Source organism: Psychromonas sp. psych-6C06, assembly GCF_002835465.1.
Classification (GTDB): Bacteria; Pseudomonadota; Gammaproteobacteria; order Enterobacterales; family Psychromonadaceae; genus Psychromonas.
The window spans coordinates 1-19,726 of the sequence record NZ_PIZM01000008.1 but is presented as its reverse complement, the minus strand read 5'-3'; the positions used below and the strand labels follow the sequence as shown (position 1 = coordinate 19,726).

Annotated in this window: 24 protein-coding genes, 1 tRNA gene and 1 riboswitch; of the genes, 5 read left to right on the top strand and 20 right to left on the bottom strand. The window is 37.2% G+C overall.

All coding sequences use genetic code 11. The features are described from left to right. Positions 1-44 precede the first annotated feature (44 nt). The 5 genes from tenA to thiD form a co-directional block, all read right to left on the bottom strand. On the bottom strand, positions 45-707 hold the full coding sequence (tenA, locus tag CW745_RS11890; RefSeq protein ID WP_101108905.1) for a thiaminase II: 663 nt from the start codon (positions 705-707) through the stop codon (positions 45-47). 203 nt (positions 708-910) lie between these two features. Continuing rightward, positions 911-1,858 (bottom strand): ABC transporter substrate-binding protein, encoded by a 948-nt coding sequence (locus tag CW745_RS11885; RefSeq protein ID WP_101108904.1) that lies wholly within the window; start codon positions 1,856-1,858, stop codon positions 911-913. A 40-nt stretch (positions 1,859-1,898) separates the two neighbouring features. Next, positions 1,899-2,714 (bottom strand): ABC transporter permease, encoded by an 816-nt coding sequence (locus CW745_RS11880; protein WP_101108903.1) that lies wholly within the window; start codon positions 2,712-2,714, stop codon positions 1,899-1,901. Then, positions 2,707-3,474 (bottom strand): ABC transporter ATP-binding protein, encoded by a 768-nt coding sequence (locus CW745_RS11875; RefSeq protein ID WP_101108902.1) that lies wholly within the window; start codon positions 3,472-3,474, stop codon positions 2,707-2,709. Before CW745_RS11875 ends, CW745_RS11880 begins: the two co-directional genes overlap by 8 nt. Positions 3,475-3,485: 11 nt before the next feature. Further along, the gene (gene thiD / locus CW745_RS11870) at positions 3,486-4,316 is read right to left on the bottom strand and encodes a bifunctional hydroxymethylpyrimidine kinase/phosphomethylpyrimidine kinase (protein ID WP_101108901.1); all 831 of its coding nucleotides are present in this window, start codon (positions 4,314-4,316) and stop codon (positions 3,486-3,488) included. A gap of 80 nt (positions 4,317-4,396) precedes the next feature. Continuing rightward, positions 4,397-4,493: riboswitch (TPP riboswitch) on the bottom strand. A 167-nt stretch (positions 4,494-4,660) separates the two neighbouring features. Here thiD and CW745_RS11865 point away from each other — a divergent pair. Then, complete coding sequence (locus CW745_RS11865) at positions 4,661-5,383, top strand: sulfite exporter TauE/SafE family protein (protein ID WP_101108900.1); 723 nt, start codon at positions 4,661-4,663, stop codon at positions 5,381-5,383. Between the two features lie 491 nt (positions 5,384-5,874). On the opposite strand, the gene CW745_RS11860 is transcribed toward CW745_RS11865, so the two are convergent. Beyond that, positions 5,875-5,962 (bottom strand) — tRNA-Ser (locus tag CW745_RS11860). Between the two features lie 73 nt (positions 5,963-6,035). Continuing rightward, a complete protein-coding gene (locus CW745_RS11855; RefSeq protein WP_101108899.1) occupies positions 6,036-6,998 on the bottom strand; it encodes a glucokinase in 963 nt (320 codons plus the stop codon). 280 nt (positions 6,999-7,278) lie between these two features. Between CW745_RS11855 and CW745_RS11850 the strand changes: the two genes are divergently transcribed. Both CW745_RS11850 and pyk read left to right on the top strand, forming a co-directional pair. Beyond that, positions 7,279-8,139 (top strand): MurR/RpiR family transcriptional regulator, encoded by an 861-nt coding sequence (locus CW745_RS11850; RefSeq protein ID WP_101108898.1) that lies wholly within the window; start codon positions 7,279-7,281, stop codon positions 8,137-8,139. Between the two features lie 61 nt (positions 8,140-8,200). After that, positions 8,201-9,634, top strand: coding sequence for a pyruvate kinase (gene pyk / locus CW745_RS11845; protein ID WP_101108897.1), 1,434 nt, complete (start codon positions 8,201-8,203; stop codon positions 9,632-9,634). Between the two features lie 269 nt (positions 9,635-9,903). Here the strand turns inward: pyk and CW745_RS11840 are convergent, their stop codons facing one another. Both CW745_RS11840 and CW745_RS11835 read right to left on the bottom strand, forming a co-directional pair. Continuing rightward, positions 9,904-10,128 (bottom strand): DUF2835 domain-containing protein, encoded by a 225-nt coding sequence (locus CW745_RS11840; protein ID WP_101108896.1) that lies wholly within the window; start codon positions 10,126-10,128, stop codon positions 9,904-9,906. Continuing rightward, the gene (locus CW745_RS11835; RefSeq protein WP_202973196.1) at positions 10,128-10,895 is read right to left on the bottom strand and encodes a methyltransferase domain-containing protein; all 768 of its coding nucleotides are present in this window, start codon (positions 10,893-10,895) and stop codon (positions 10,128-10,130) included. The genes CW745_RS11840 and CW745_RS11835 overlap by 1 nt, the downstream gene beginning before the upstream one ends. Before the next feature lie 58 nt (positions 10,896-10,953). Here CW745_RS11835 and elyC point away from each other — a divergent pair, with 58 nt between their 5' ends. After that, on the top strand, positions 10,954-11,724 hold the full coding sequence (gene elyC, locus CW745_RS11830) for an envelope biogenesis factor ElyC (protein WP_101108895.1): 771 nt from the start codon (positions 10,954-10,956) through the stop codon (positions 11,722-11,724). A gap of 14 nt (positions 11,725-11,738) precedes the next feature. Here elyC and CW745_RS11825 read toward each other — a convergent pair whose 3' ends face one another. From CW745_RS11825 to CW745_RS11795, 7 genes are all read right to left on the bottom strand, one after another. Continuing rightward, a complete protein-coding gene (locus CW745_RS11825) occupies positions 11,739-11,921 on the bottom strand; it encodes a DUF1737 domain-containing protein (protein WP_101108894.1) in 183 nt (60 codons plus the stop codon). Positions 11,922-12,135: 214 nt separating this feature from the next. Then, the gene (gene thiI, locus CW745_RS11820; protein ID WP_101108893.1) at positions 12,136-13,590 is read right to left on the bottom strand and encodes a tRNA uracil 4-sulfurtransferase ThiI; all 1,455 of its coding nucleotides are present in this window, start codon (positions 13,588-13,590) and stop codon (positions 12,136-12,138) included. A gap of 49 nt (positions 13,591-13,639) precedes the next feature. Further along, entirely contained in the window at positions 13,640-14,185 is a 546-nt protein-coding gene (locus CW745_RS11815) for a YaeQ family protein (RefSeq protein ID WP_101108892.1), read from the bottom strand. Position 14,186: 1 nt separating this feature from the next. After that, on the bottom strand, positions 14,187-14,615 hold the full coding sequence (locus CW745_RS11810; protein WP_238596799.1) for a VF530 family DNA-binding protein: 429 nt from the start codon (positions 14,613-14,615) through the stop codon (positions 14,187-14,189). A gap of 90 nt (positions 14,616-14,705) precedes the next feature. Then, positions 14,706-15,230, bottom strand: a complete 525-nt coding sequence (locus CW745_RS11805) for a lipocalin family protein (protein WP_101108891.1) — start codon at positions 15,228-15,230, stop codon at positions 14,706-14,708. A gap of 40 nt (positions 15,231-15,270) precedes the next feature. Next, entirely contained in the window at positions 15,271-16,110 is an 840-nt protein-coding gene (locus CW745_RS11800; RefSeq protein ID WP_101108890.1) for a DMT family transporter, read from the bottom strand. A 50-nt stretch (positions 16,111-16,160) separates the two neighbouring features. Further along, positions 16,161-16,418, bottom strand: coding sequence for a YkgJ family cysteine cluster protein (locus CW745_RS11795; protein ID WP_343226083.1), 258 nt, complete (start codon positions 16,416-16,418; stop codon positions 16,161-16,163). 254 nt (positions 16,419-16,672) lie between these two features. Here CW745_RS11795 and CW745_RS11790 point away from each other — a divergent pair, with 254 nt between their 5' ends. Continuing rightward, the gene (locus CW745_RS11790; RefSeq protein WP_101108888.1) at positions 16,673-16,855 is read left to right on the top strand and encodes a hypothetical protein; all 183 of its coding nucleotides are present in this window, start codon (positions 16,673-16,675) and stop codon (positions 16,853-16,855) included. 199 nt (positions 16,856-17,054) lie between these two features. Here CW745_RS11790 and CW745_RS11785 read toward each other — a convergent pair whose 3' ends face one another. The 4 genes from CW745_RS11785 to CW745_RS11770 all read right to left on the bottom strand — a co-directional run bounded on the left by CW745_RS11785 (position 17,055) and on the right by CW745_RS11770 (position 19,600). Then, positions 17,055-17,498: a TM2 domain-containing protein gene (locus CW745_RS11785; protein ID WP_101108887.1), complete on the bottom strand. Its 444-nt coding sequence runs from the start codon at positions 17,496-17,498 to the stop codon at positions 17,055-17,057. A gap of 375 nt (positions 17,499-17,873) precedes the next feature. Next, positions 17,874-18,593 carry a hypothetical protein gene (locus CW745_RS11780; RefSeq protein ID WP_101108886.1) on the bottom strand — a complete coding sequence of 240 codons (720 nt, stop codon included), beginning with the start codon at positions 18,591-18,593 and terminating at the stop codon, positions 17,874-17,876. 206 nt (positions 18,594-18,799) lie between these two features. Next, positions 18,800-19,045: a TIGR03643 family protein gene (locus CW745_RS11775; protein WP_343226082.1), complete on the bottom strand. Its 246-nt coding sequence runs from the start codon at positions 19,043-19,045 to the stop codon at positions 18,800-18,802. Positions 19,046-19,282: 237 nt separating this feature from the next. Next, positions 19,283-19,600 carry a hypothetical protein gene (locus CW745_RS11770; protein ID WP_101108884.1) on the bottom strand — a complete coding sequence of 106 codons (318 nt, stop codon included), beginning with the start codon at positions 19,598-19,600 and terminating at the stop codon, positions 19,283-19,285. Positions 19,601-19,726: the final 126 nt, after the last annotated feature.

Below are 19,726 nucleotides of genomic sequence, written 5' to 3'. Positions count from 1 at the left end.
AGCTGTGTTGTTTTTGTATACGTTGAAAAACAGTAACGTACACGTTAAGTGTCATCTAGGCTTTGCTGCCAAAAAGCAACTTCCATACGTGTAGCAGTTTTGAATATATGACATAAACGTTGACCACGTTCACTACTAAGGTCGACGTCTTTCAATAAGGTATCAAGTTGTTTAATACCTGTTTGTACACTCTCTTGAAACTCTTCTCCGCCATACATCGTTATCCAATTAGCGTAAGGGTTACCTTGAAATTTTGTCGTTGGGCTAGCTAACAGCTGAGCACCAATGGTAGCGTAGCCAATCGAACAGGGAGCCAATGCCACATAAAGGTCTATTACATCGCCGGACATACCGGTATCCAAAACAAAACGTGTATAAGCAACTGTGCCAAATGTTTCAGGTTCAGCTTCCATTTGCGCTTCAGATATGCCCCAGTCTGCACAATAGCTGACATGGTGAGAAATTTCTGACTCTAAAAGTGCCTGAACACTTGGTAATGCCATACGCATTTCGGCAAGAGTGCGTGCTTTATAGATAGCTAATGCATAGGCACGGGTATATTGTTTTAAGAAGAGAAAATCTTGCTTTAAATAATGTAAAAATGCGTTGTGTTCGAGTTCACCTGATGCTAATTGTTGCACAAATGAGTGCTTCGTATATTCTGCCCAATCGCTGGCACAGGCATTAATTAAGTCTTGGTGATTCATCGTTGCTCCTTAGTGAGATAGTTGATGACTTAACCTCAATTTTGGATAAGCAAAGCGATACAATACCGCTATTGGTACGTAACTTTGCGTCATGGAAAGCTAACAGCACAGTATAATAAAAACAAACATTGTATTATTTAAAATACTAAAACGCTTCTCTTGTCCAAAATTGAGGTTACTTAGTTAACTCATACTGTTAACAACTATAGGCTAGGTACAAAATCGACAGCTTTAGGCTGTTTTTTAATTATTTTGTGATTAAACATAAATTCAGCAAAACGGTCATATCTTGGTAAGTCAACCGCACCAGGGCGCAGCGCAAAGCGAGTTAACGTATCATTCCATGCACGTTTATTTAATTCATTATTCAAAGTATCTGGTGAGTAAGCGACAAATGTTTTCCATGAGTCACTTGGGTGATTAACAATATATTGCGTAGCTTTTTCGATAGCACGGTTAAATTTTTTCAATGCTTGTGCGTCATACGTTTTTGCATTGGCTACAAAGACTAATTCATCGTAAGAAGGTACGCCGTGCTCTTCTGGAAAAAAGGATTTAGCCTTGTAACCTTCAAGCGCCAACTGATTACTTTCAAAGTTACGTAAGCCACCCCAAATAGCATCTACTTTGCCTGAAGCTAGAGAAGAAGAAAGTGCCCAGCCAATATTTATAATCTGTACTTCAGAGAAATCAACCCCCGCTGTTTTTAGCATCGTACCAACTGTTGCTTCCTCATTACCGGCGATTGCGATACCAATTTTTTTGCCTTTTAAGTCTGCTAATGTTTTAACTTTTCCGTTATCTAAAACCATTAGCGTGTTTAAGGGCGTTGCTATTAACGTAGCAGAACGAATCAATGGTAAACCTGCAGCAACATCAATCGTTAAACTGGTTTGGTAAGAGATAGCAAGATCAACATTATTAGCTGCCACTAGTTTAGCTGGCATGCTTGGATCGGCTGGCTCTTGGATCTTAATGGTGAGCCCCTCGTCTTTGAAATACCCTTTTTGCTGTGCAATTATAACAGGACCATGATTAGGGTTAACGAACCAGTCGAGCATCAAAGTCATGGTTTTGTCTTGTGCAACTACGAATATTGAGTAGCTTGAAATTAATAGCGCTACTGCGCCTTTGATAAAGATGTTTGTCATTGTAATCACTTCCTTTTAAAGTATAAAAATGGGTATTGATTTAATTATCTATTTGCCATGGTATGAGTTTTTTAATTAATAAGTCAGCTAAAAAATAGAGGCTGATTGATAAACTTGCCAATATAAAAAGCGCCGCAAACATCTCATCAATCATCATTCTTGCATTGGCTTGTAACATTAAATAGCCGAGTCCTTCACTTGAGCCAACCCACTCTCCAACTACAGCTCCAATTGGTGCAACAACAACAGCAACGCGAATACCTGAAGCAAGAGCAGGTAATGCAGCGGGCAAGCGCACATGTTTGAGTAATTGCCATTTTGAAGCCCCCATCGTTTTAGCGAGGTCCAAATATCCTACTGGGGTATTACGTAAACCGTCGTAGCAACAGGTTGTTACAGGGAAAAAGATGATTAACGCTGCCATTACCACTTTTGAAGCAATACCATAGCCTAGCCACAACATTAATATTGGTGCGATAGCAAAAACGGGTATCGCTTGGCTTGCAACAAGAATTGGCAGTAACCAGCGTCTTAGTGGATCAAAGAGTAACATCTGTAAGGCAAAAAGCAGGCCCATACTTAAGCCTAATAACAGCCCGAGGATGATCTCCTGAGTAGTTACCCACGCATGTGCTAATAACACATCAGAGCGCTCAAAGAGTTTGCTAAATACATCGACAGGGCTCGGTAAAATAAAGCTTGGTAAAGAAAATAGCATTACAATAAGTTGCCATAAACTCAAAATAATCAGTGCGCTAATCATAATACGAATGAGTGACTTGCTACTGTTTTGTATTGCAACCGGTGTTAATTTGCTCGCAATAGTAAATAGATTCGCTGATTGAGTTTTATTCATAATCTACCTCAAGCAGTGAGATTATCTGTTGTTGTAGGCTGGCTAATCCCGGGGCATCTAGATCACGTGGAGTAGCCGTATTTGGAAGGATTAGTGGCGTTGCTTGTGCCGGTTTTCCTTGCATAATATAAACCGAATTACTTAGCCTCAGTGCTTCCTGCGGATCGTGTGTGATAAGTAAAACGGTTTTATTCGCTAACAGTCTCGCGGATAATGCTTGCAAGCGGTAACGCGTGACTGCATCGAGTGCAGAAAACGGTTCATCCATCAATACCAATGGTTTATCTTGCATAAGTGTTCTTGCCAAAGCAACGCGTTGACGCATCCCTCCCGATAACTGTGCGGGTCGTTTCTGTGCATGATCTTTTAATCCGACCAAATCTAATAATTGCTTAGCACGATTTTTATCATTGTCCGAAAGGGGTTTATTGGAAAACTTTGTAGAAAAACAAACGTTATCGAAAACCGTTAACCAAGGCATTAAAAGATCTTGTTGTGCCATATAAGCGACATGATTTTCAAGTTTACCAGCACTACTTTGTAAACCTTTAACAGTTAAAGTGCCTTGCCACTGTATTTTATCAGGCAATAATCCTGCTAAATAACGTAAAATGGTTGTTTTTCCACATCCACTTTTTCCTAATATAGCGGTCCATTGTGAAGGCAAGATAGTCAAAGATAAATTATCAATGATAGCTTGCTTTGCATCACTATAGCGTAATTGACCATTCTCAATGTTAAAACCGACAGCGGAGGTCATCAGCAACTTTCCTATTTATGCAATGCAAAGAAATGATTTACCGGACCATGTCCCTGACCTATTTGTAATTTATCTGCTTGCTTAAGCGCTTCGGTAATGTATTGCTTAGCTAAACTTACTGCTTCACCTAATTGGAAGCCTTGTGCTAAGTATGATGCTATCGCTGAAGATAAACTGCATCCTGTTCCATGCGTATTTTTAGTAATAATTCGAGGAGTTGATAGGCGAATGACTTGATGCTCAGTAATAAATAGATCTGTACTATTGCTTTCATGTTGCAAAAAACCACCTTTGAGAAGCACATTTTTAGCTCCTAAACCTCTTAATTTATCAACCATACTGTTCATGACATTTTCATCATTAGGTATGTCACTTTCAATGAGGGCAGCCGCCTCTGGCAAATTAGGGGTTATTACATCTGCTAGTGGAAATAGTTCACTTTTAAGTGTTTCGATTGCAGAATCTTCTAATAGTAAATCACCATTACGGGTTACCATCACTGGATCTAAAACTAGATATTTGGGGGCATATTGCTTAATTTTTGAAGCCACAGCACGAATAATTCCACTGTCACTTAACATACCAATTTTTACCGCAACAACATTTAAATCGGTAAAAACAGCATCTAATTGCTGTTCGATAAATTCGCCACTAATTGGGAATATTCCACTTACACCTTGGGTGTTTTGTGCCGTCAGTGCCGTCACTACGGAACAAGCATACCCCCCCGTAGCAGAAATCGCTTTGATATCTGCTTGAATACCTGCCCCACCGCCACTATCGGATCCTGCAATTGATAGTACAATTGGTGATGGGGTATTGATCTGTGTGGTTAAAGACATAATATTTCCTCACTGAAATAGAGGGAAATAGTGTCATTGGAAATAAGCAAATTTTTTAGGATGAAAATCAGCTAATTACTCAGTGAAGACTATTAGTTCCCTACGTCAGTATTAACTGAATCAGGTTCAACGGGTTCGCAATGCGATCTCAACCAAAAGGTTCCCCGACTAATAAAATCATACTACCATTATTCGTTTTACAAATAATAACCATTTTTATATCAAGTCAGGCTAAAATTAAGTTTACGCAATACAATGATAACCTAAAAGCTATTTCACCAATCAACGATTAATGCTATCTTTTTAAATACCTCTAAATGAGTATCTAGTTTAAATGAGTGTAAATGGAATCACAGATCCTTATTGCAATGTTACTTGTATTTACCGGTGCATTTATACAGAGTGCTACTGGTTTCGGGCTAGCAGTTGTTGCTTCTCCTTTGTTAATTATGCTTTCACCTGAATATATTCCCGGCCCTATTATTGTTGTAGGTTTTTTCTTAGCCTTAATCAACACCATCAAATACCGAGGAACAATTTCTATTGGAGGTTTAAAACATGCTGTGATTGGCCGAATACCCGGTTCAGTGGTTGGAGGGATGTTACTTTTCTATATCGACACAGCACAACTCTCGCTTTTATTGGGAATCGTTGTTTTACTTGCCGTATTTATCAGTTTATTACCGATTAAATTACAACCAACACGGCATAGGTTACTGTTTGCCGGCTTCCTTTCTGGTTTTTTAGGAACAAGCTCAGGCATTGGAGGACCACCAATGGCATTGTTATTGCAACATCAGCAAGCAAATTTCATAAGAGCAAATTTAGCTGCATTTTTCTTAATAAGTTGTACTATGTCGCTAATGGTACAAATCCCGATCGGATATATGAGTATTAAACACCTTCTATTAGCCTTGCCATTATTACCAGCTGCCTATTTAGGATATCGTTTCGCCCAGTTATTTATGGATCGAATCTCTCAAAAAGTAGTTCGTTACACCTCTTTAATTTTATGCTTGATAGCAGGTTTAGGCGCTACTTATTCAGGTGCTTCAGCAATATTATAAGTCAATCAGAAGAGACCCGTTTACAATCAAAGCACTTTTGTCAGCTGCAGTGTGCTCACCTTTCGAGAATCTTCTATCGACATCAATTAAATGTAAGGATTTAAGAATTAGTTATAAACTTACGATTGAACTAGTTAGAACTTCAATTATCTTCTTACATTAAAGTAATACCAAATCCATTAAATAAGTGATCATTTTACTTGTTAAAAGGATCTATCTCTGCGTTAAAGGTTTTGCTGATAGCAGAACTATTTACTGTAACTTTCGCCTTGTGCTACTTCCTTTTTCCTACGTAAAATTTGAACACTATATTAGTGGAATTGGTATAAGATCTTTTCGCCATACAGCTTGTTGGATTTTTCACCTTGAATGAAAAACAGGTTTAAAATTAATGATATTAAGAATATGTAGAAAAACAGAAAAGGCTGAATTCTTTTGAATTTCAGGTAATAAAAATGAAAAAGTCTCGCAAATGCGAGACTTTAAGAATGTGGCGGTGACGGAGAGATTCGAACTCTCGAAAGGTTTCCCTTTACACACTTTCCAGGCGTGCTCCTTCAGCCACTCGGACACGTCACCTTTTTTATGCTTATTAAACTAAGCGGAGCGCATGATAGAGAACTCCCCTTATTAAATCAACCACTAATCTATATTATTCTTTAATAAAGCCTAACTCTTGGCGTAAGTAGACAGTCGCACCCAGTAATCCTGGATTATCATGCGTAATTAAATAGGTAGCAATAGACTCAAGATATGTACTAAAACGGCCCTTGTGTTCAAAAAACTCTCTAAATTCACTATCTTTAAAGAATTCGGTAAAACGTGGGACAATCCCCCCTGCTATATAAACACCACCAGTACAGGCTAAATTCAATGCAAGGTTACCGGCAAAGCCCCCCATAATTTGGCAAAAAAGATGTAAACTTCGGTTTGCTAATTCACAATCATCACTGAGTGCAGCTTCGGTAACTAACTTAGGCTCATGATACTTAACTTGTTTTCCTTCTAAGCGACACATTGCATGATAAATATTTACTAGCCCTTGGCCTGACAGCAAGCGCTCAGCAGAAACGTGCCCGAATTGCTCTTGCAATAGTAACAATATATCTGCTTGCTCACGACTATTTGGGGCAAAGCTAACATGCCCACCTTCACCGTCAAGGCTAATCCATTTTTGCCCAGAATAGACAATATGTGAAACACCAAGGCCGGTTCCTGGACCAAATACAGCAGTTACACCTTGTTTTTGTACAACGCCACCACCAATTTTTATTTTATCGAGGTCAGATAGAAAAGGGACTGCAAGTGAAATTGCAGTGTAATCGTTGATTACATAAAGTTGTTGTAACTTTAGCTTTTCTTTTAAAGCTTTTTTGGAAAATTGCCAGCTTAGATTAGTCATTGAAACAAGATCATTTTCAACAGGGCATGCAATTCCGATACATAAAGCACTCACTGGTTCGCTCAGTGTTGCAAAATACTGTACCAATGCAGCATCTAATGTCAAAAACTCAGCACATGAAAATGTGCGAATATGGCTAGTTTCACCAGTTTCGTTACTACAAACTGCTAAACGGATATTGGTTCCGCCTACATCAGCTACAACAGATAACATATATTTTTCTCCTAAATGGTCAAACAAGCGATGATCAATCTCTCATTTGCGTAACTAAAAAACAGATTTTTTGATCTAAAACAGTTTTATTCTGTAATAAAATGACGTTAATAATTCAGTTACTTATAATACACAACGATTTATAAGCGTTTATGTAATATAATTTCATCTGTATATATTGTGAATTTCAGAAATGTGCTTCATGAACATTTACAACTTTCAAATTAAATCATTATTTCAATTAGTTTAACGTAAAAAAAACAATTATTAGTAGAGTCGTATGAATACTTTAGAGTTAATCCAAAAAAACATTGATACTTTTAGCAAATCTGAAAGGAAAGTTGCAGAAGTTATAATTGCATCACCACAAGTTGCAATTCACTCAAGCATTGCGACGCTTGCCAAAATGGCTGAAGTCAGTGAACCTACGGTTAATCGTTTTTGTCGTCGTTTAGATACTAAGGGCTTTCCCGATTTTAAATTACATCTTGCACAAAGTTTGGCGAACGGAACTCCCTACGTCAATCGTAATGTGAATGAAGATGATGGCCCTGATGCTTATACATCTAAGATATTCGAATCCACCATGGCATGTTTAGATGTTGCTAAAAATTCAATCGATATCGCTTTGGTTAACCGCGCTGTTGATGTACTGACCCAAGCAAAGAAAATTTCCTTTTTTGGATTAGGTGCATCATCTAGTGTAGCCCATGATGCGCTTAATAAGTTTTTTCGCTTTAACATCCCAGTTTCCTGCTTTGATGACATCGTTATGCAAAAAATGAGCTGTATTAATAGCAGCGATGGTGATGTCATTGTGCTTATTTCACATACTGGCAGAACGAAAGCTCTGGTTGAAATTGCAAGGCTTGCACGTGAAAACGATGCATTTGTTATCGCACTAACTGCTTTTAATTCTCCACTTGCTGAACAAAGTAACCTCGTGCTTTCGATGGGAGTGCCAGAAGACACTGATATTTATATGCCAATGGCCTCACGCATTGCACAGTTGGTTTTAATTGATGTGTTAGCCACGGGGTTTACTTTGCGTCGTGGGCCAAAGTTTAGAGATAATTTAAAACGTGTGAAGCAAGGCATTCGAGAATCTAGATTTACCAAATTTAGTGATAATAACGAATAATATTATTGTCACGATTTTTAACTACTATTATGGATAATATTTAATTTTACTGGAGTATAAAATGACAAGACGTACGAAGATTGTAACCACACTCGGCCCTGCAACAGATAGAGATAATAATTTAGAAAAAATCATTGCCGCTGGCGCAGATATGGTTCGTATGAACTTTTCACATGGTGAAGCTGTTGATCACGTCAAACGTGCAAACGAAGTGCGTCAGATTGCAGCTCGCCTAGGTAAAGAGGTCGCAATCATGGGCGACTTACAAGGGCCTAAAATTCGTGTTTCTACGTTTAAAGACAATAAGATTCAGCTCGCTGTGGGCGATAAATTTGTGCTTGATAGCGATTTAGAAAAAGGCCAAGGGACACAAGAAGCGGTCGGTTTAGACTACAAAACGCTACCACAAGAAGTGAAAAAAGGTGATCTTTTATTGCTTGATGATGGTCGCGTACAAATGGAAGTTGACTTCGTTGAAGGTAATAAAGTACATGCAGTTGTTACTATCGGTGGTCCACTTTCAAATAACAAAGGTATCAACTTAAAAGGTGGTGGTCTTTCTGCTCCTGCTTTAACTGACAAAGATAAACGCGATATTATTACAGCAGCAGAAATAAAATGTGATTACCTTGCTGTTTCTTTCCCGCGTAAAGGTGAAGATTTACATTACGCCCGTAAACTAGCACGTGAAGCTGGCTGTAATGCAAAAATAGTGGCGAAAGTTGAGCGTGCAGAAGCGGTTGAAACAGAAGAGGCTTTAGAAGATATTATTTTAGCTTCTGATGTAGTTATGGTTGCTCGTGGTGATTTAGGGGTTGAAATTGGTGATGCACGCTTAGTGGGCGTTCAGAAAAACATGATCCGTACAGCAAGACGCTTAAATCGTGTTGTTATTACCGCAACGCAAATGATGGAGTCGATGATCAGTGCTCCGATGCCAACGCGTGCAGAAGTAATGGATGTTGCTAATGCTGTGTTAGATGGAACAGATGCGGTAATGCTTTCTGGTGAAACCGCTGCGGGCGATTACCCAGTCGAAACGGTTAAAGCAATGAGTGACGTTTGTATTGGTGCAGAAAAACACCCAAGCATCAATGTTTCAAATCACCGTATTAATTACACGTTTGATGATCCAGGTGAAGCATTAGCAATGACTACTATGTTCGCGGCTAATCATACTGTTGGTGTTAAAGCCATTGTTGCTTTAACGGCTTCTGGTACAACACCTCTATTAATGTCTCGATTAAGCTCTGGTTTACCAATTTATGCACTTTCTAGTAAGCAACAAACACTAAATTACTGTGCATTATATCGTGGCGTAACACCAATTAAATTCGATTCTACAACAACTGATAGCGTTCAATTTATCCAAAATGCAATTGATACGCTTAAAGCCGAGGGAGCGATCAACACAGGCGATCGAATTCTTATTACCCACGGTGATAGTAACGGTGCTGGATTTACTAATACTTGTAAGATTGTTGAAGTAAATTAAGAAACCTTTCATTGGCAGTAAAAAAAGGATCGAAAGATCCTTTTTTTGTTTTCACTGATTTATATATGCTATTTATTTGTATCTTTTAAAAAGCAGGCTAAACTAAATGTGTGCAAACATATTATTCCTTATTGGAAATAAGCCGTTTCCCAAGCCTAGGTTCCCCTTTACCCTAGGCTTTTTTTTGTCCTAAGCATGTATTGTTCTTAACGAGTCTTGAAACATTCGGCTGTAAAAAATTACAGTGAATAATATTATATTGACTGAATTCACTGCCCCACCTGTTGTAACCTTTGTAATTTATTGTTTTCATCAAGTACCAATTCAAAACGCCCTCTAACACCAAGCTGTGAAAAAAAAGGGACAAAGCGCATGGCTGGAATTTGTAACATCTTGCCATTTTCATCACGCACTTTCACCACCGTGTTCGGAACACGGTAAAGTTGTTCAAAAGCTTGGTAAGTTATATTTAAACGAAAATAAAAGTACTTCATCACTGTGCCTGAATTGTTAAATGTGTATAACGCCCCAAAGATGCGTATGGCTCTTGTTGATTAAATTTTTGCTCCATTGATAATAATTGCTCAAATTTATCTTGGCAATGACTGCTCTCTTTTAAGTAGTCATGTAAAATTCGAACACCCGTTTTTTCTATTATTTGCATATTAGATTCACCCAACCAAATTCGCACATCTTTTTCGCTAATTGGGTTTGTAGGCGTGAGTCGCACTACTTTTTTACGTTTCATACCATTAGCGACAAATTCAAAATTACCTGATACTAGATTTTGAAAACGCTGACCATCAATGTTGTAAAACATTAACGAAAATAATCCTTGCGGAGCGAGAAAACTAAATAGCCCTTGCAAGGTTTGTTTTGGGGCCACTAACCACTCCAGTACCGCATGATTTAAAATTAGATCGAATTGCCCTTCTATATAATTTGGAAGATCCTGAATGGGACAATGCAAAAGGGTTACGTTTTTTTGATAATCTTTATCTGCTAGTTGTGCTTTGGCTTCATCAAGTAAAATTTGTGAAATATCACATATAACAACTTGGTGACCGAGTTTGGCCAAGCGTTGACTAAAAAAACCGAAACCACCACCTGCATCCAATATACGTAGCTTTTTATCGGGCAATAACGCTAAACACTTTAATAGTTCATTCCAAACAACTACCTCTCTTATTTTCCCCTTGTTTGAACCATAAATATTGTCAATGAATTTTTGTGCAATACTATCAAAATTATGATCGCTCAACTGAATCGCCTTAAGTCTGGTGTTAAACTCCGCATACAATTTTAAATGGATATTTAACATGTTATTTTTTATCAAAAAATGGCTAGGTGCAATGCTGATGCCCCTACCCCTGTTTCTCATGATCTTTTTTATCGCTTTGTTTTTGCTGTTTTTTACAAAAAAGCAAAAAAGCGCAAAAGGTTTATTATGCTTTAGCTTTGTATTTATTTTTCTAATGAGCATGCTACCTGTTGCAGATCAATTAGCACACCGTGTTGAGCGGAAGCACTTACCTATATTACAAGAAAATGCGACTCAAAATTTCGATTATATATTACTCCTTGGTTCGGGGGGGATTGCCGATCCAAGTTTACCAATAAATAGCCAATTGAGTGCTGTTGCAAATGTCCGCTTTTTAGAGGCTTTGCGTCTATATAAGGCAAACCCAAATGCGAAGCTGGTGGTTTCTGGTGCAAGTTTTGGTGATATAAAATCTCATGCACAGATGGCCACTGAACTGGCAATTTTAATGGGGGTACCTAAGAAGCAGATCATCACACTGGATAATAACCTTGATACGGATGATGAAGCACAAACAATGTCAGAGTTAATACGAGGTAAAAGATCGGCTTTAGTGACTTCTGCATCTCATATGGACCGTGCATTAAATCTCTTTTATAGATATGGTACTGCGCCAATTGCAGCACCCGCTAATTTTCTGGCTAAAAATCGTTTAGGCAAAACACCGAGCCATTATTATGCACCTAATGCTTATCAACTCTATAAAAGTAATGTCGCCTGGCATGAGTACCTTGGTGCAATGCAGCACTGGTTAAAACAGAGGTTTTAACCAGTTCAAGTACACTAAACCAGTTGTCTTTCTTGTTTAATTAAAGCCTGTGCTGCGACCATGTGCTCTCCATTAAAAGCGATTGATGGAGATCCATATAATTCATACCCTTCTGCTAAAAGTTTAGTAATACGGTAACAAAATTCTGAATCATCTTTACCTGTTACTAATTTATAATTCTCTGTAGGTTTTGGCATAACTATTTCCTTATTGTTGATATGTATTTACCTTCTGTAGCTAGAATACGATGTCGTGAAGGAAAGTAAAAATCAAAGAAATTAAAACTGTGAATTCTCACTTTGAAAGCATAAAAAAACGGCACAATTAGCGCCGTTTTTGTGAAGATAAACTTAAACGAATAAATAATCGTCAGTGCAAAAATAAAGCACCTTTGATCAGTATATGAATACCCTATGGGCGATATACTTTTACGTTTTCAAAGCCAGCTTCTTTTAAGTACAATGCCTGTAATTGACTCATAACACCACGTGCACAATAAAGTAAGTAGGTTTTATCTTGTGGTAGTTTTTCAAACTGTGTTGAAAGCTTAAAGAAGGCAAGGTGTTGTACTTCAATACCTTCAATTTCAAGGGGATATTCCTCTTCTTCTTCTGGCGAACGAATATCTAATATAACATCATTTTCAGCAAAGGCTGAGACTGAGTCAACTTCTGGTACCTCTTCATGCGCGGCTTTACCAATATCCCGAATATCAAGAACATCTGCATTTACAACAACTTGTTCTATCAGAGAAAGATCAAACTTTGCTTCCTCTTTTTCAATCTTTTTCATTACAGCTTTAACTGTTGGACGTTGTGAAATAACACCACAATACTCAGGAATGGTTTCAGAAAGTTCAGCTGTGCCGATATTACGTGCACAATCAATAATATCTTGTTTATCAGTGACGATTAATGGGCGTAAAATCAGCATATCAGTCACTTTGTCGATGACAGAGAGGTTACGCAACGTTTGGCTGGATACTTGCCCAAGCGCCTCTCCTGTCACTAACCCTTCTACATCTAAACGTTCAGCGACTAAGGCACCTGCACGCATCATCATGCGTTTTAAAATAACACCCATTTGACCGTTATCTACTTTTTCTAAGATTTCAGCGACAACTGGCTCAAAGGGAATAGAAACAAATTTAACGCGATGTGAAGCGCCGAAACGCTCCCATAGCCGATATGCGACTTGTTTAACACCAATTTCATGGGCTGCGCCACCTAAATTAAAGAAACAGTAGTGTACGCGAGCACCACGTTTGATAAATTGATAACTCGATACACCTGAATCGAAGCCTCCAGAAATGAGTGATAGTACTGATTCTTGAGAGCCTAATGGAAAACCACCTAAGCCAGCATGGCGCTTATCAATAAAAAACAGTTTGTCGTTATTAATTTCTAGCTGTACTGTAACGTCTTGTCCTTTAAGTTTTACGCCAATTGCATCGGTGTTTTGATTTAAACCACCGCCAATGTAACGCTCCGCTTCTATTGAAGAAAACTCATGTTTACCTATACGCTTAACACGTACACAAAATGTTTTGCCATCTAGCGTGTCTGCTACACGTTCTTTTGTTTGTTCGTAGGCATCATGTAGATCTGTAAATGCAGTTTCATTCACTTCAAGGAAATGAGCAATGCCTGGGGTGCTTGCTAACATGTGGATCAAGGTTTCTTTGTTTTCAACACTATCATTGTCGCTACGGACAATGATTTTATCCCACTCTAATATCACTTTGACATCGTCATCATAGTTACGCAGTACATTACGGATATTGCCTTGTAACATCTTGCTGAAACGTTTGCGTACTGGTTTACTTTTCATCATTATTTCTGGGAAAAGTTTGACAATAAATTTCATGTTAGTTCACTGTGTTAGTTGAGAAGAAAAAGAGGCGGGATTATAGCGCCTATTGCGATTGCTGTAAAACCGTGTGGTTTACTTCACATTCTCCAAGCTCTGTGGCGATATAAGTCGATTCACCAGTGATGGTAATCGAAAGCTCCATGGTTCGCTTTACGAGCTTTGCAAGCGCTTGAATCTGTTCAAATTGAAATTGATAAACAGACAAATTCTTAAGTGTACGAAAGTCATTTTCTGCCTGTTGCCACCAAACATCGGACTTAGTGTTAAAAGTATAGATACCAACTGTCTTTGCTAATCGACTGGCTTTCTTTATTCGTTCAAATGAAGGCTCGCCCATATCAATCCATAATAAAAATTCGTCAGCCAAGCTCTTCGCCCAAATATCTGGTTCCTCGACATTTGAGAGGCCTTTGGTGAAAGTAATAAATTCTTCTTGCGAGTATAAACATAGTGCAACCACACGCGCCATCATCCGTTCTAATGTTTCTGAAGGGTGTTGGGCAACTGTTAAATTAAGTGAATCATAGACATCATTGTTTAAGTCTGAACGGTTAATATTCATTTTATAAATTGTCGGTTTTAAAGCCATTTTAGCTATTCCATGGGTTAGTTGGATCATAGGCTGGCTCATCAGTGAAAAGTTTGTCTTTTTTATGACTGTTTCTTATCGATGATGCATGATCAATTAATGCACTTGTTTGAGCATTTATCTCTGCGGGTAATACACTTAAGGGCGTCCCCAAAGATGATCTATCTCTTGGTGGGATCAGAAGCTGTTTGTCGTCAGGCCAAGGGTAATTTTTATACATATAAAGGTAGCAATTTTCGACTTTTTCTTTCGCCCATTCATGGTTACGTAAAAACTTCATTGTCGATTTTAAACCTGTATGAAATTGAAATCGTTCTATATTCAGTACTTCTGCAAGTGTTTCCCACCCGTAACAATCTGAGATATCAGTGAGTAATTTATCGAGTTTTAATCCGTAAAGTGGGTTAGGTATTTTCGTTGATTGAGGCAAAATAGATATCCTTGTTATTGAAAAGCAATTCTACCGTTAATTAGACAGAATTGCTTTGCTATTTACGACTGTGTTTAAGCAACAAGGTCATTAATGTTTAACAAATATCAACTGTTTTGTATCAAAATCACGTGCTTCTGCCATTTGTAAAAACGTCTTAATAACTTCTGGTTGAACCGTTGGCGTTCTAGCGAGTAGCCATAAATAGTCTAAATTAGGTCCAGAAACAAATGCATATTCATAACCTTCATGCTCTAACTCAAAGATAATGTAAGAACCATAAAATGGGCCAAAAAATGAAACTTTTAGGTATCCCAAATTGCTGTTTTGGACAAAATAAGCTTTCCCTTGTGCTTCTTCCCATTTTTGTTCTTCGCTATTAAAACCGCGATTCAATACTGAAACACCGCCATCATCACGCAGACTATAAGTTGCACTAACTTGGCTGAGGCCCCTTTCAAATGAATGATCTAATCGTGCTATTTCATACCATTTACCAAGATAGCGTTGTAAGTCAAAATCTTTAACTGGCTTTACATTATCTGGCATACCTGTACATGCACTTACTATTAACACGACTGATACAATATAAACCTTTTTTAATATGCTGTTCATAGATGACCTTAAATTATATTTGGATGAATAAATGATGTATTTACCTTTCATTAGGTTTGATTATTGAAATTAAAATACCCCCTAAAACCAACAATGAAGAAAGTAACAGCTCAAATGTGACTGTTTCATTCAAAAAAAGAATGCCTGCAAAGGCGGCTAACACAGGAACACACAACTGAAAAATAGAAGCTTGTGTTACAGTTAGTCCTTTTAGCGCAACATACCAAATGGCATAGCCCAAACCGGAAGTCACCGAACCAGAGATGACTGCTAAAAAAACACCTGTTGTTGATATATTTAAGTATTCCAAACTAAATAGTAATGCCAGTAATGCTAAAGGAACTGATTTTATAAAATTGCTTGCAGACATGAATAAAGGCTTACAACTTTTTGTTCCTGCTACAGAATAAAGACCCCAAGCGATGCCAGAAATAACCATCAAGATAAAACCTGTCACCGGAGGTGTATTGCTAGCGGGTAATAATAGAAATACCAACCCAGAAAATGCAACTATGAGCCCTAACCACTCAAAGTTAGAGAGTCTTTTTCCCTTTAAAAGACTGCACATCACCATTGTGACTTGTACGGCACCAAACAAAATTAATGCGCCAACTCCAGTTTGTAATGATACGTAAGCCAACGAAAATGTGAAGGCATAAACAAAGAGCCAAACAGCGGGCATCCAACTGCCTGATACAACACTTGTAGCGTTGTTCTTTTGAAATGCAATCAATGCAAACAAACACAAAGCACCGGATAACAATCGTATAGTGGTAAAACTGTATGCATCAGATACACCATCTGCTAACGCATAACGACATAGAATTGAGTTCCCTGCAAATGCGAGCAAAGCAAGAAATGTATACATATATGTTTTCATTCCATATGCTCCTTATTTATTTGTGTAAAATACAATCATCATATTAGTATTTAAAGTTGCCCTCTTTCCTCTTGGCATTCATAGGAGCCCATTTCAAATTCTCGACAAATCCAAGGGCGATTTTCATAAATTGAGCACATTAATGTCTCTCTATTCACGGCAGCACACCAACCATCGTCTAGTCTTAACATTGTTTCTGTGCCCCAATCATCTCGATGAATAAATTTCTCTGGTACACCCGTATCTGAAATAATCATAACTTCTAAACGGCAACAACACGCTTCACAGGTAGAACAAGTAATATTCATATTTTTTATTGGAATTGCTTGGATAACATGCACCATTAGTATTGGGGAAAAAATATGTAATCATAATACGTTAAATTTTAGCGTTAAGTGCAGTTTGTTTTTATGCAGACCAGTGTTAAGTTTGAAATAAATCTCTACCTAATAGCTGATAAAAAATTCGAATTCTCCATGTGACTCGTCATCTAGCATGAATTGACTTGCATCTTATCAAGTGTAATATATTTAGAGAATTTAATGAGTTATAAGGTCTAACTATGTATGAAACTATTCACGTAATAAAAGTTGGGAACAAAGATTACATGTACGATGCGATTAAATCTGCAGTTCGTAAAAATGGAAAAGTGACTACTTTTATGCGTACCTACGGAGAAAAACGCACTAAAGAAGAGGCTATCGCTTTAGTATTACAATGGGAAAAAGAGAATAAAGTCAAATAGCTATCTCAAATAATATTCGATTATCGGGAGGCGCCTCAGTCTAAACTAAAACACTTTAAAAGGAGTAAAAACGCTTCCATTACCCATCATCTCATACTGTGTAATTGACAATAATGCGGAAAAAAGAAGCATTTTATGTGAGGGAAATAATTGCATTTATAATCGCGATTTTTGTTAAAAACTTATTCCCGGTGTTAATTTAGAACCAGACCTTTTTATTTGTTACGTATGTCTCTTCAAACTCATCATCAGACTTAACCAGATAAAGGATAAATTCTATAAATGCAATGACGCCAATAACCATTGAAGGAACCCCTAATAAAATAAACCCAAGTATGAAAACTAAAAGCATGATCACACCCTGCTTCTTATAACCTAAGTAAAATTTATGCGCTCCAAAAGCACCTAAAAAGAAAGCAAATAATGCAGCGGTTATTTTTTTCGATGAAGCACTAGATGACGCTGAGTCTCTATAAATACTTTCAGCAATATCCCCATTAATCGAAAAGTCCACTTTATTACCTGCGGCAGGTAATGTATTAGCTTTCCAAGAATCAACTAAAAATGTGTATCTATTCCCATCTTCACCAGAAATAATGCCTTCGCGAGTATTCTCTGAAAACTCAAGAATTTTGCCTTTCATGTTTCTTCCTTTATATTAGTAAATTAATAAAATTAAACTGAGCACAATGTCTAGAAATCATTTCTCGTCTCGAAAATGACACTACATCATTTTGTAAATAAATCTATAAAGAAATATAAATTATGATTTATTCATCGAAAATAAACTAAAGAATTAAATTGAAATATAATTTTTTATCAGTCGCTTATTGAACTTTTCAAAATTTTATTAAATATAATTCCGCGTGACCATTTTTTTATTTTAGGGTTGCAAAATAAAGGGTAAATGCAATAGGTTGAATTATTCAGTCGAAAGACAGATTGATGAATTTAAGAGTGAATAAGCATTAGTGACTGAATCATGGTGAAGTAACTCGAACATAGTCTGAACAAATAATTAAAATATTGGGCTCAAGCCATATTTATCGAATAATAGTTGCCACTCTGGCTCTTGTGTTAATTGAAAAATTTCGTCTTTTAAGTCTACTCTGTTAGGAGGAAACATAGAAGAAGCGATAAAATATTGATAATGCTGTTGGCTTATTTTTAATTTTTTCACATCCTCTGCATAGCGACCCATCAAGTAAAAAGTGAGTGTAGATTTTTGCATTGCAATGCTATCAACTCGCTTTTTTAAAACACGTAATATTAATGTTTCTTCATCATTCGTATCATGTCGTAATATCTGGCCACTCACTGCTAACTCATCTATTCCCGCGTATCGATGACCAGCGAGCCCACCAAAGCTTGATCCTATCAATGAATTTGCATCGATAAAATTAATATTAGAATCAACTAGACTAACAATAGCGTCATAATCACTAAATAGCGGTAACCACAGGTAATTTTCTTGGGCATTTTTACCCCAGCCCCATTTCGGGTTGGTCCATAACATTATCCAGTTTTCGTCACAGGTTGTACTTTTAAAACAGTTACCATTTATCCAATCTGCAATTGTTAGTTGTGCTCGCTTTTTGGGAAGAACAGATAATTGATATTGAAAACGTTCAGACTTTGCATTGAGCGCATTTACAATATCAAAGCTAAGCCCCTTTTTGCTCGCTTCGTTAATGATAAAAGGCGGTTGGTTGTGATATTCGATTACGTTAATCCGCATCCTATTATCGTTAGAAAGTACACTGAAACTAAACAAGTACAATATGGTGGAAATAAACAGTTTCATAGCGACTCCAAAATTATTCATTAATCATAAACAGTCTCGCTCTATGATAGTCGCCAAAATATCTTTAGTAAAATGTATGAGGGCAATCGAGAAACCCTGACTAAATATTTTTAGTGAAGTATTAATGAGCAGGTAAAACTCTAACGGTGCTTGTACTGTGTTGAACAGTAACTTCTGGATATAGCTGGATTACGAAGTTTAAGATGTTTTGTTTTGCGACCTGAAACGCGAGAACGCCAAAGTTTGAAGCTACCAACTTTGAGATGGCGTCGCATGAAACGGATGACGTCTGATTGATTCATACCAAACTGAAGTTCTATTGCTTCAAAAGGAGTTCTATCTTCCCAAGCCATTTCAATGATTCTTGATTCTATTTCTTTATTCAACTTTAAGCCCACACTTCATAAATTAATTTAAATAAAGGTACGTTAAATATATATGTTTAGATCAAATTAAATTATTAAAATTTAAGAGATGTTAAGGTTGTAATTGCTGACTACATTTCCATTTAAAGGGTATATAAACATAACGTCGCACTCAGCGGAACGTAACCCACTGTTTTAGTTCGCTTAGTGCCTTGTTATGTGGCTATGTAACTATTTATTTTCATTAGGTTTTACATTCTATTTTTTAACAGATAAGAGAGTAAAGAAAGTGAACAATACCCCACACCAAGTAACAAATATCCAAATCGCAGGCTCAAGTTCATGCCAACCAGTAATATTAACAACTGCAAAACAGAATAATCCTAACGAGATAAGTGGCAATATAAATAAAGAATAAAAGAGGAACATAATCGTGTGCGATAATGCTTTTTGATACATATTTTCAGTTGCAGTTCTGAATTCAATAAGGCCAAAAATACATTGCGTTGACACAAACAAAAGAAAAACTTGTAATAAAGTCCAACCTAAAGCGGTAAGAATAGCAATCCACTGCATTATAAATTCTCTCAATTATAAAAACACTGACACATAACGCCCACATTAAGCGGATTAAAATTGTTGGTTAAACTTGTTGAGGAACGAAACATAGCCAACTGTTTTTGTTCCACTTAAATTGCTTGT

Coding starts and splice junctions, on each gene's coding strand:
- tenA (WP_101108905.1), bottom strand. CDS start 707: ATGAATCACCAAGACTTAATTAATGCCTGTGCCAGCGATTGGGCAGAA.
- CW745_RS11885 (WP_101108904.1), bottom strand. CDS start 1,858: ATGACAAACATCTTTATCAAAGGCGCAGTAGCGCTATTAATTTCAAGC.
- CW745_RS11880 (WP_101108903.1), bottom strand. CDS start 2,714: ATGAATAAAACTCAATCAGCGAATCTATTTACTATTGCGAGCAAATTA.
- CW745_RS11875 (WP_101108902.1), bottom strand. CDS start 3,474: ATGACCTCCGCTGTCGGTTTTAACATTGAGAATGGTCAATTACGCTAT.
- thiD (WP_101108901.1), bottom strand. CDS start 4,316: ATGTCTTTAACCACACAGATCAATACCCCATCACCAATTGTACTATCA.
- CW745_RS11865 (WP_101108900.1), top strand. CDS start 4,661: ATGGAATCACAGATCCTTATTGCAATGTTACTTGTATTTACCGGTGCA.
- CW745_RS11855 (WP_101108899.1), bottom strand. CDS start 6,998: ATGTTATCTGTTGTAGCTGATGTAGGCGGAACCAATATCCGTTTAGCA.
- CW745_RS11850 (WP_101108898.1), top strand. CDS start 7,279: ATGAATACTTTAGAGTTAATCCAAAAAAACATTGATACTTTTAGCAAA.
- pyk (WP_101108897.1), top strand. CDS start 8,201: ATGACAAGACGTACGAAGATTGTAACCACACTCGGCCCTGCAACAGAT.
- CW745_RS11840 (WP_101108896.1), bottom strand. CDS start 10,128: ATGAAGTACTTTTATTTTCGTTTAAATATAACTTACCAAGCTTTTGAA.
- elyC (WP_101108895.1), top strand. CDS start 10,954: ATGTTATTTTTTATCAAAAAATGGCTAGGTGCAATGCTGATGCCCCTA.
- CW745_RS11825 (WP_101108894.1), bottom strand. CDS start 11,921: ATGCCAAAACCTACAGAGAATTATAAATTAGTAACAGGTAAAGATGAT.
- thiI (WP_101108893.1), bottom strand. CDS start 13,590: ATGAAATTTATTGTCAAACTTTTCCCAGAAATAATGATGAAAAGTAAA.
- CW745_RS11815 (WP_101108892.1), bottom strand. CDS start 14,185: ATGGCTTTAAAACCGACAATTTATAAAATGAATATTAACCGTTCAGAC.
- CW745_RS11805 (WP_101108891.1), bottom strand. CDS start 15,230: ATGAACAGCATATTAAAAAAGGTTTATATTGTATCAGTCGTGTTAATA.
- CW745_RS11800 (WP_101108890.1), bottom strand. CDS start 16,110: ATGAAAACATATATGTATACATTTCTTGCTTTGCTCGCATTTGCAGGG.
- CW745_RS11795 (WP_343226083.1), bottom strand. CDS start 16,418: ATGAATATTACTTGTTCTACCTGTGAAGCGTGTTGTTGCCGTTTAGAA.
- CW745_RS11790 (WP_101108888.1), top strand. CDS start 16,673: ATGTATGAAACTATTCACGTAATAAAAGTTGGGAACAAAGATTACATG.
- CW745_RS11785 (WP_101108887.1), bottom strand. CDS start 17,498: ATGAAAGGCAAAATTCTTGAGTTTTCAGAGAATACTCGCGAAGGCATT.
- CW745_RS11780 (WP_101108886.1), bottom strand. CDS start 18,593: ATGCGGATTAACGTAATCGAATATCACAACCAACCGCCTTTTATCATT.
- CW745_RS11770 (WP_101108884.1), bottom strand. CDS start 19,600: ATGCAGTGGATTGCTATTCTTACCGCTTTAGGTTGGACTTTATTACAA.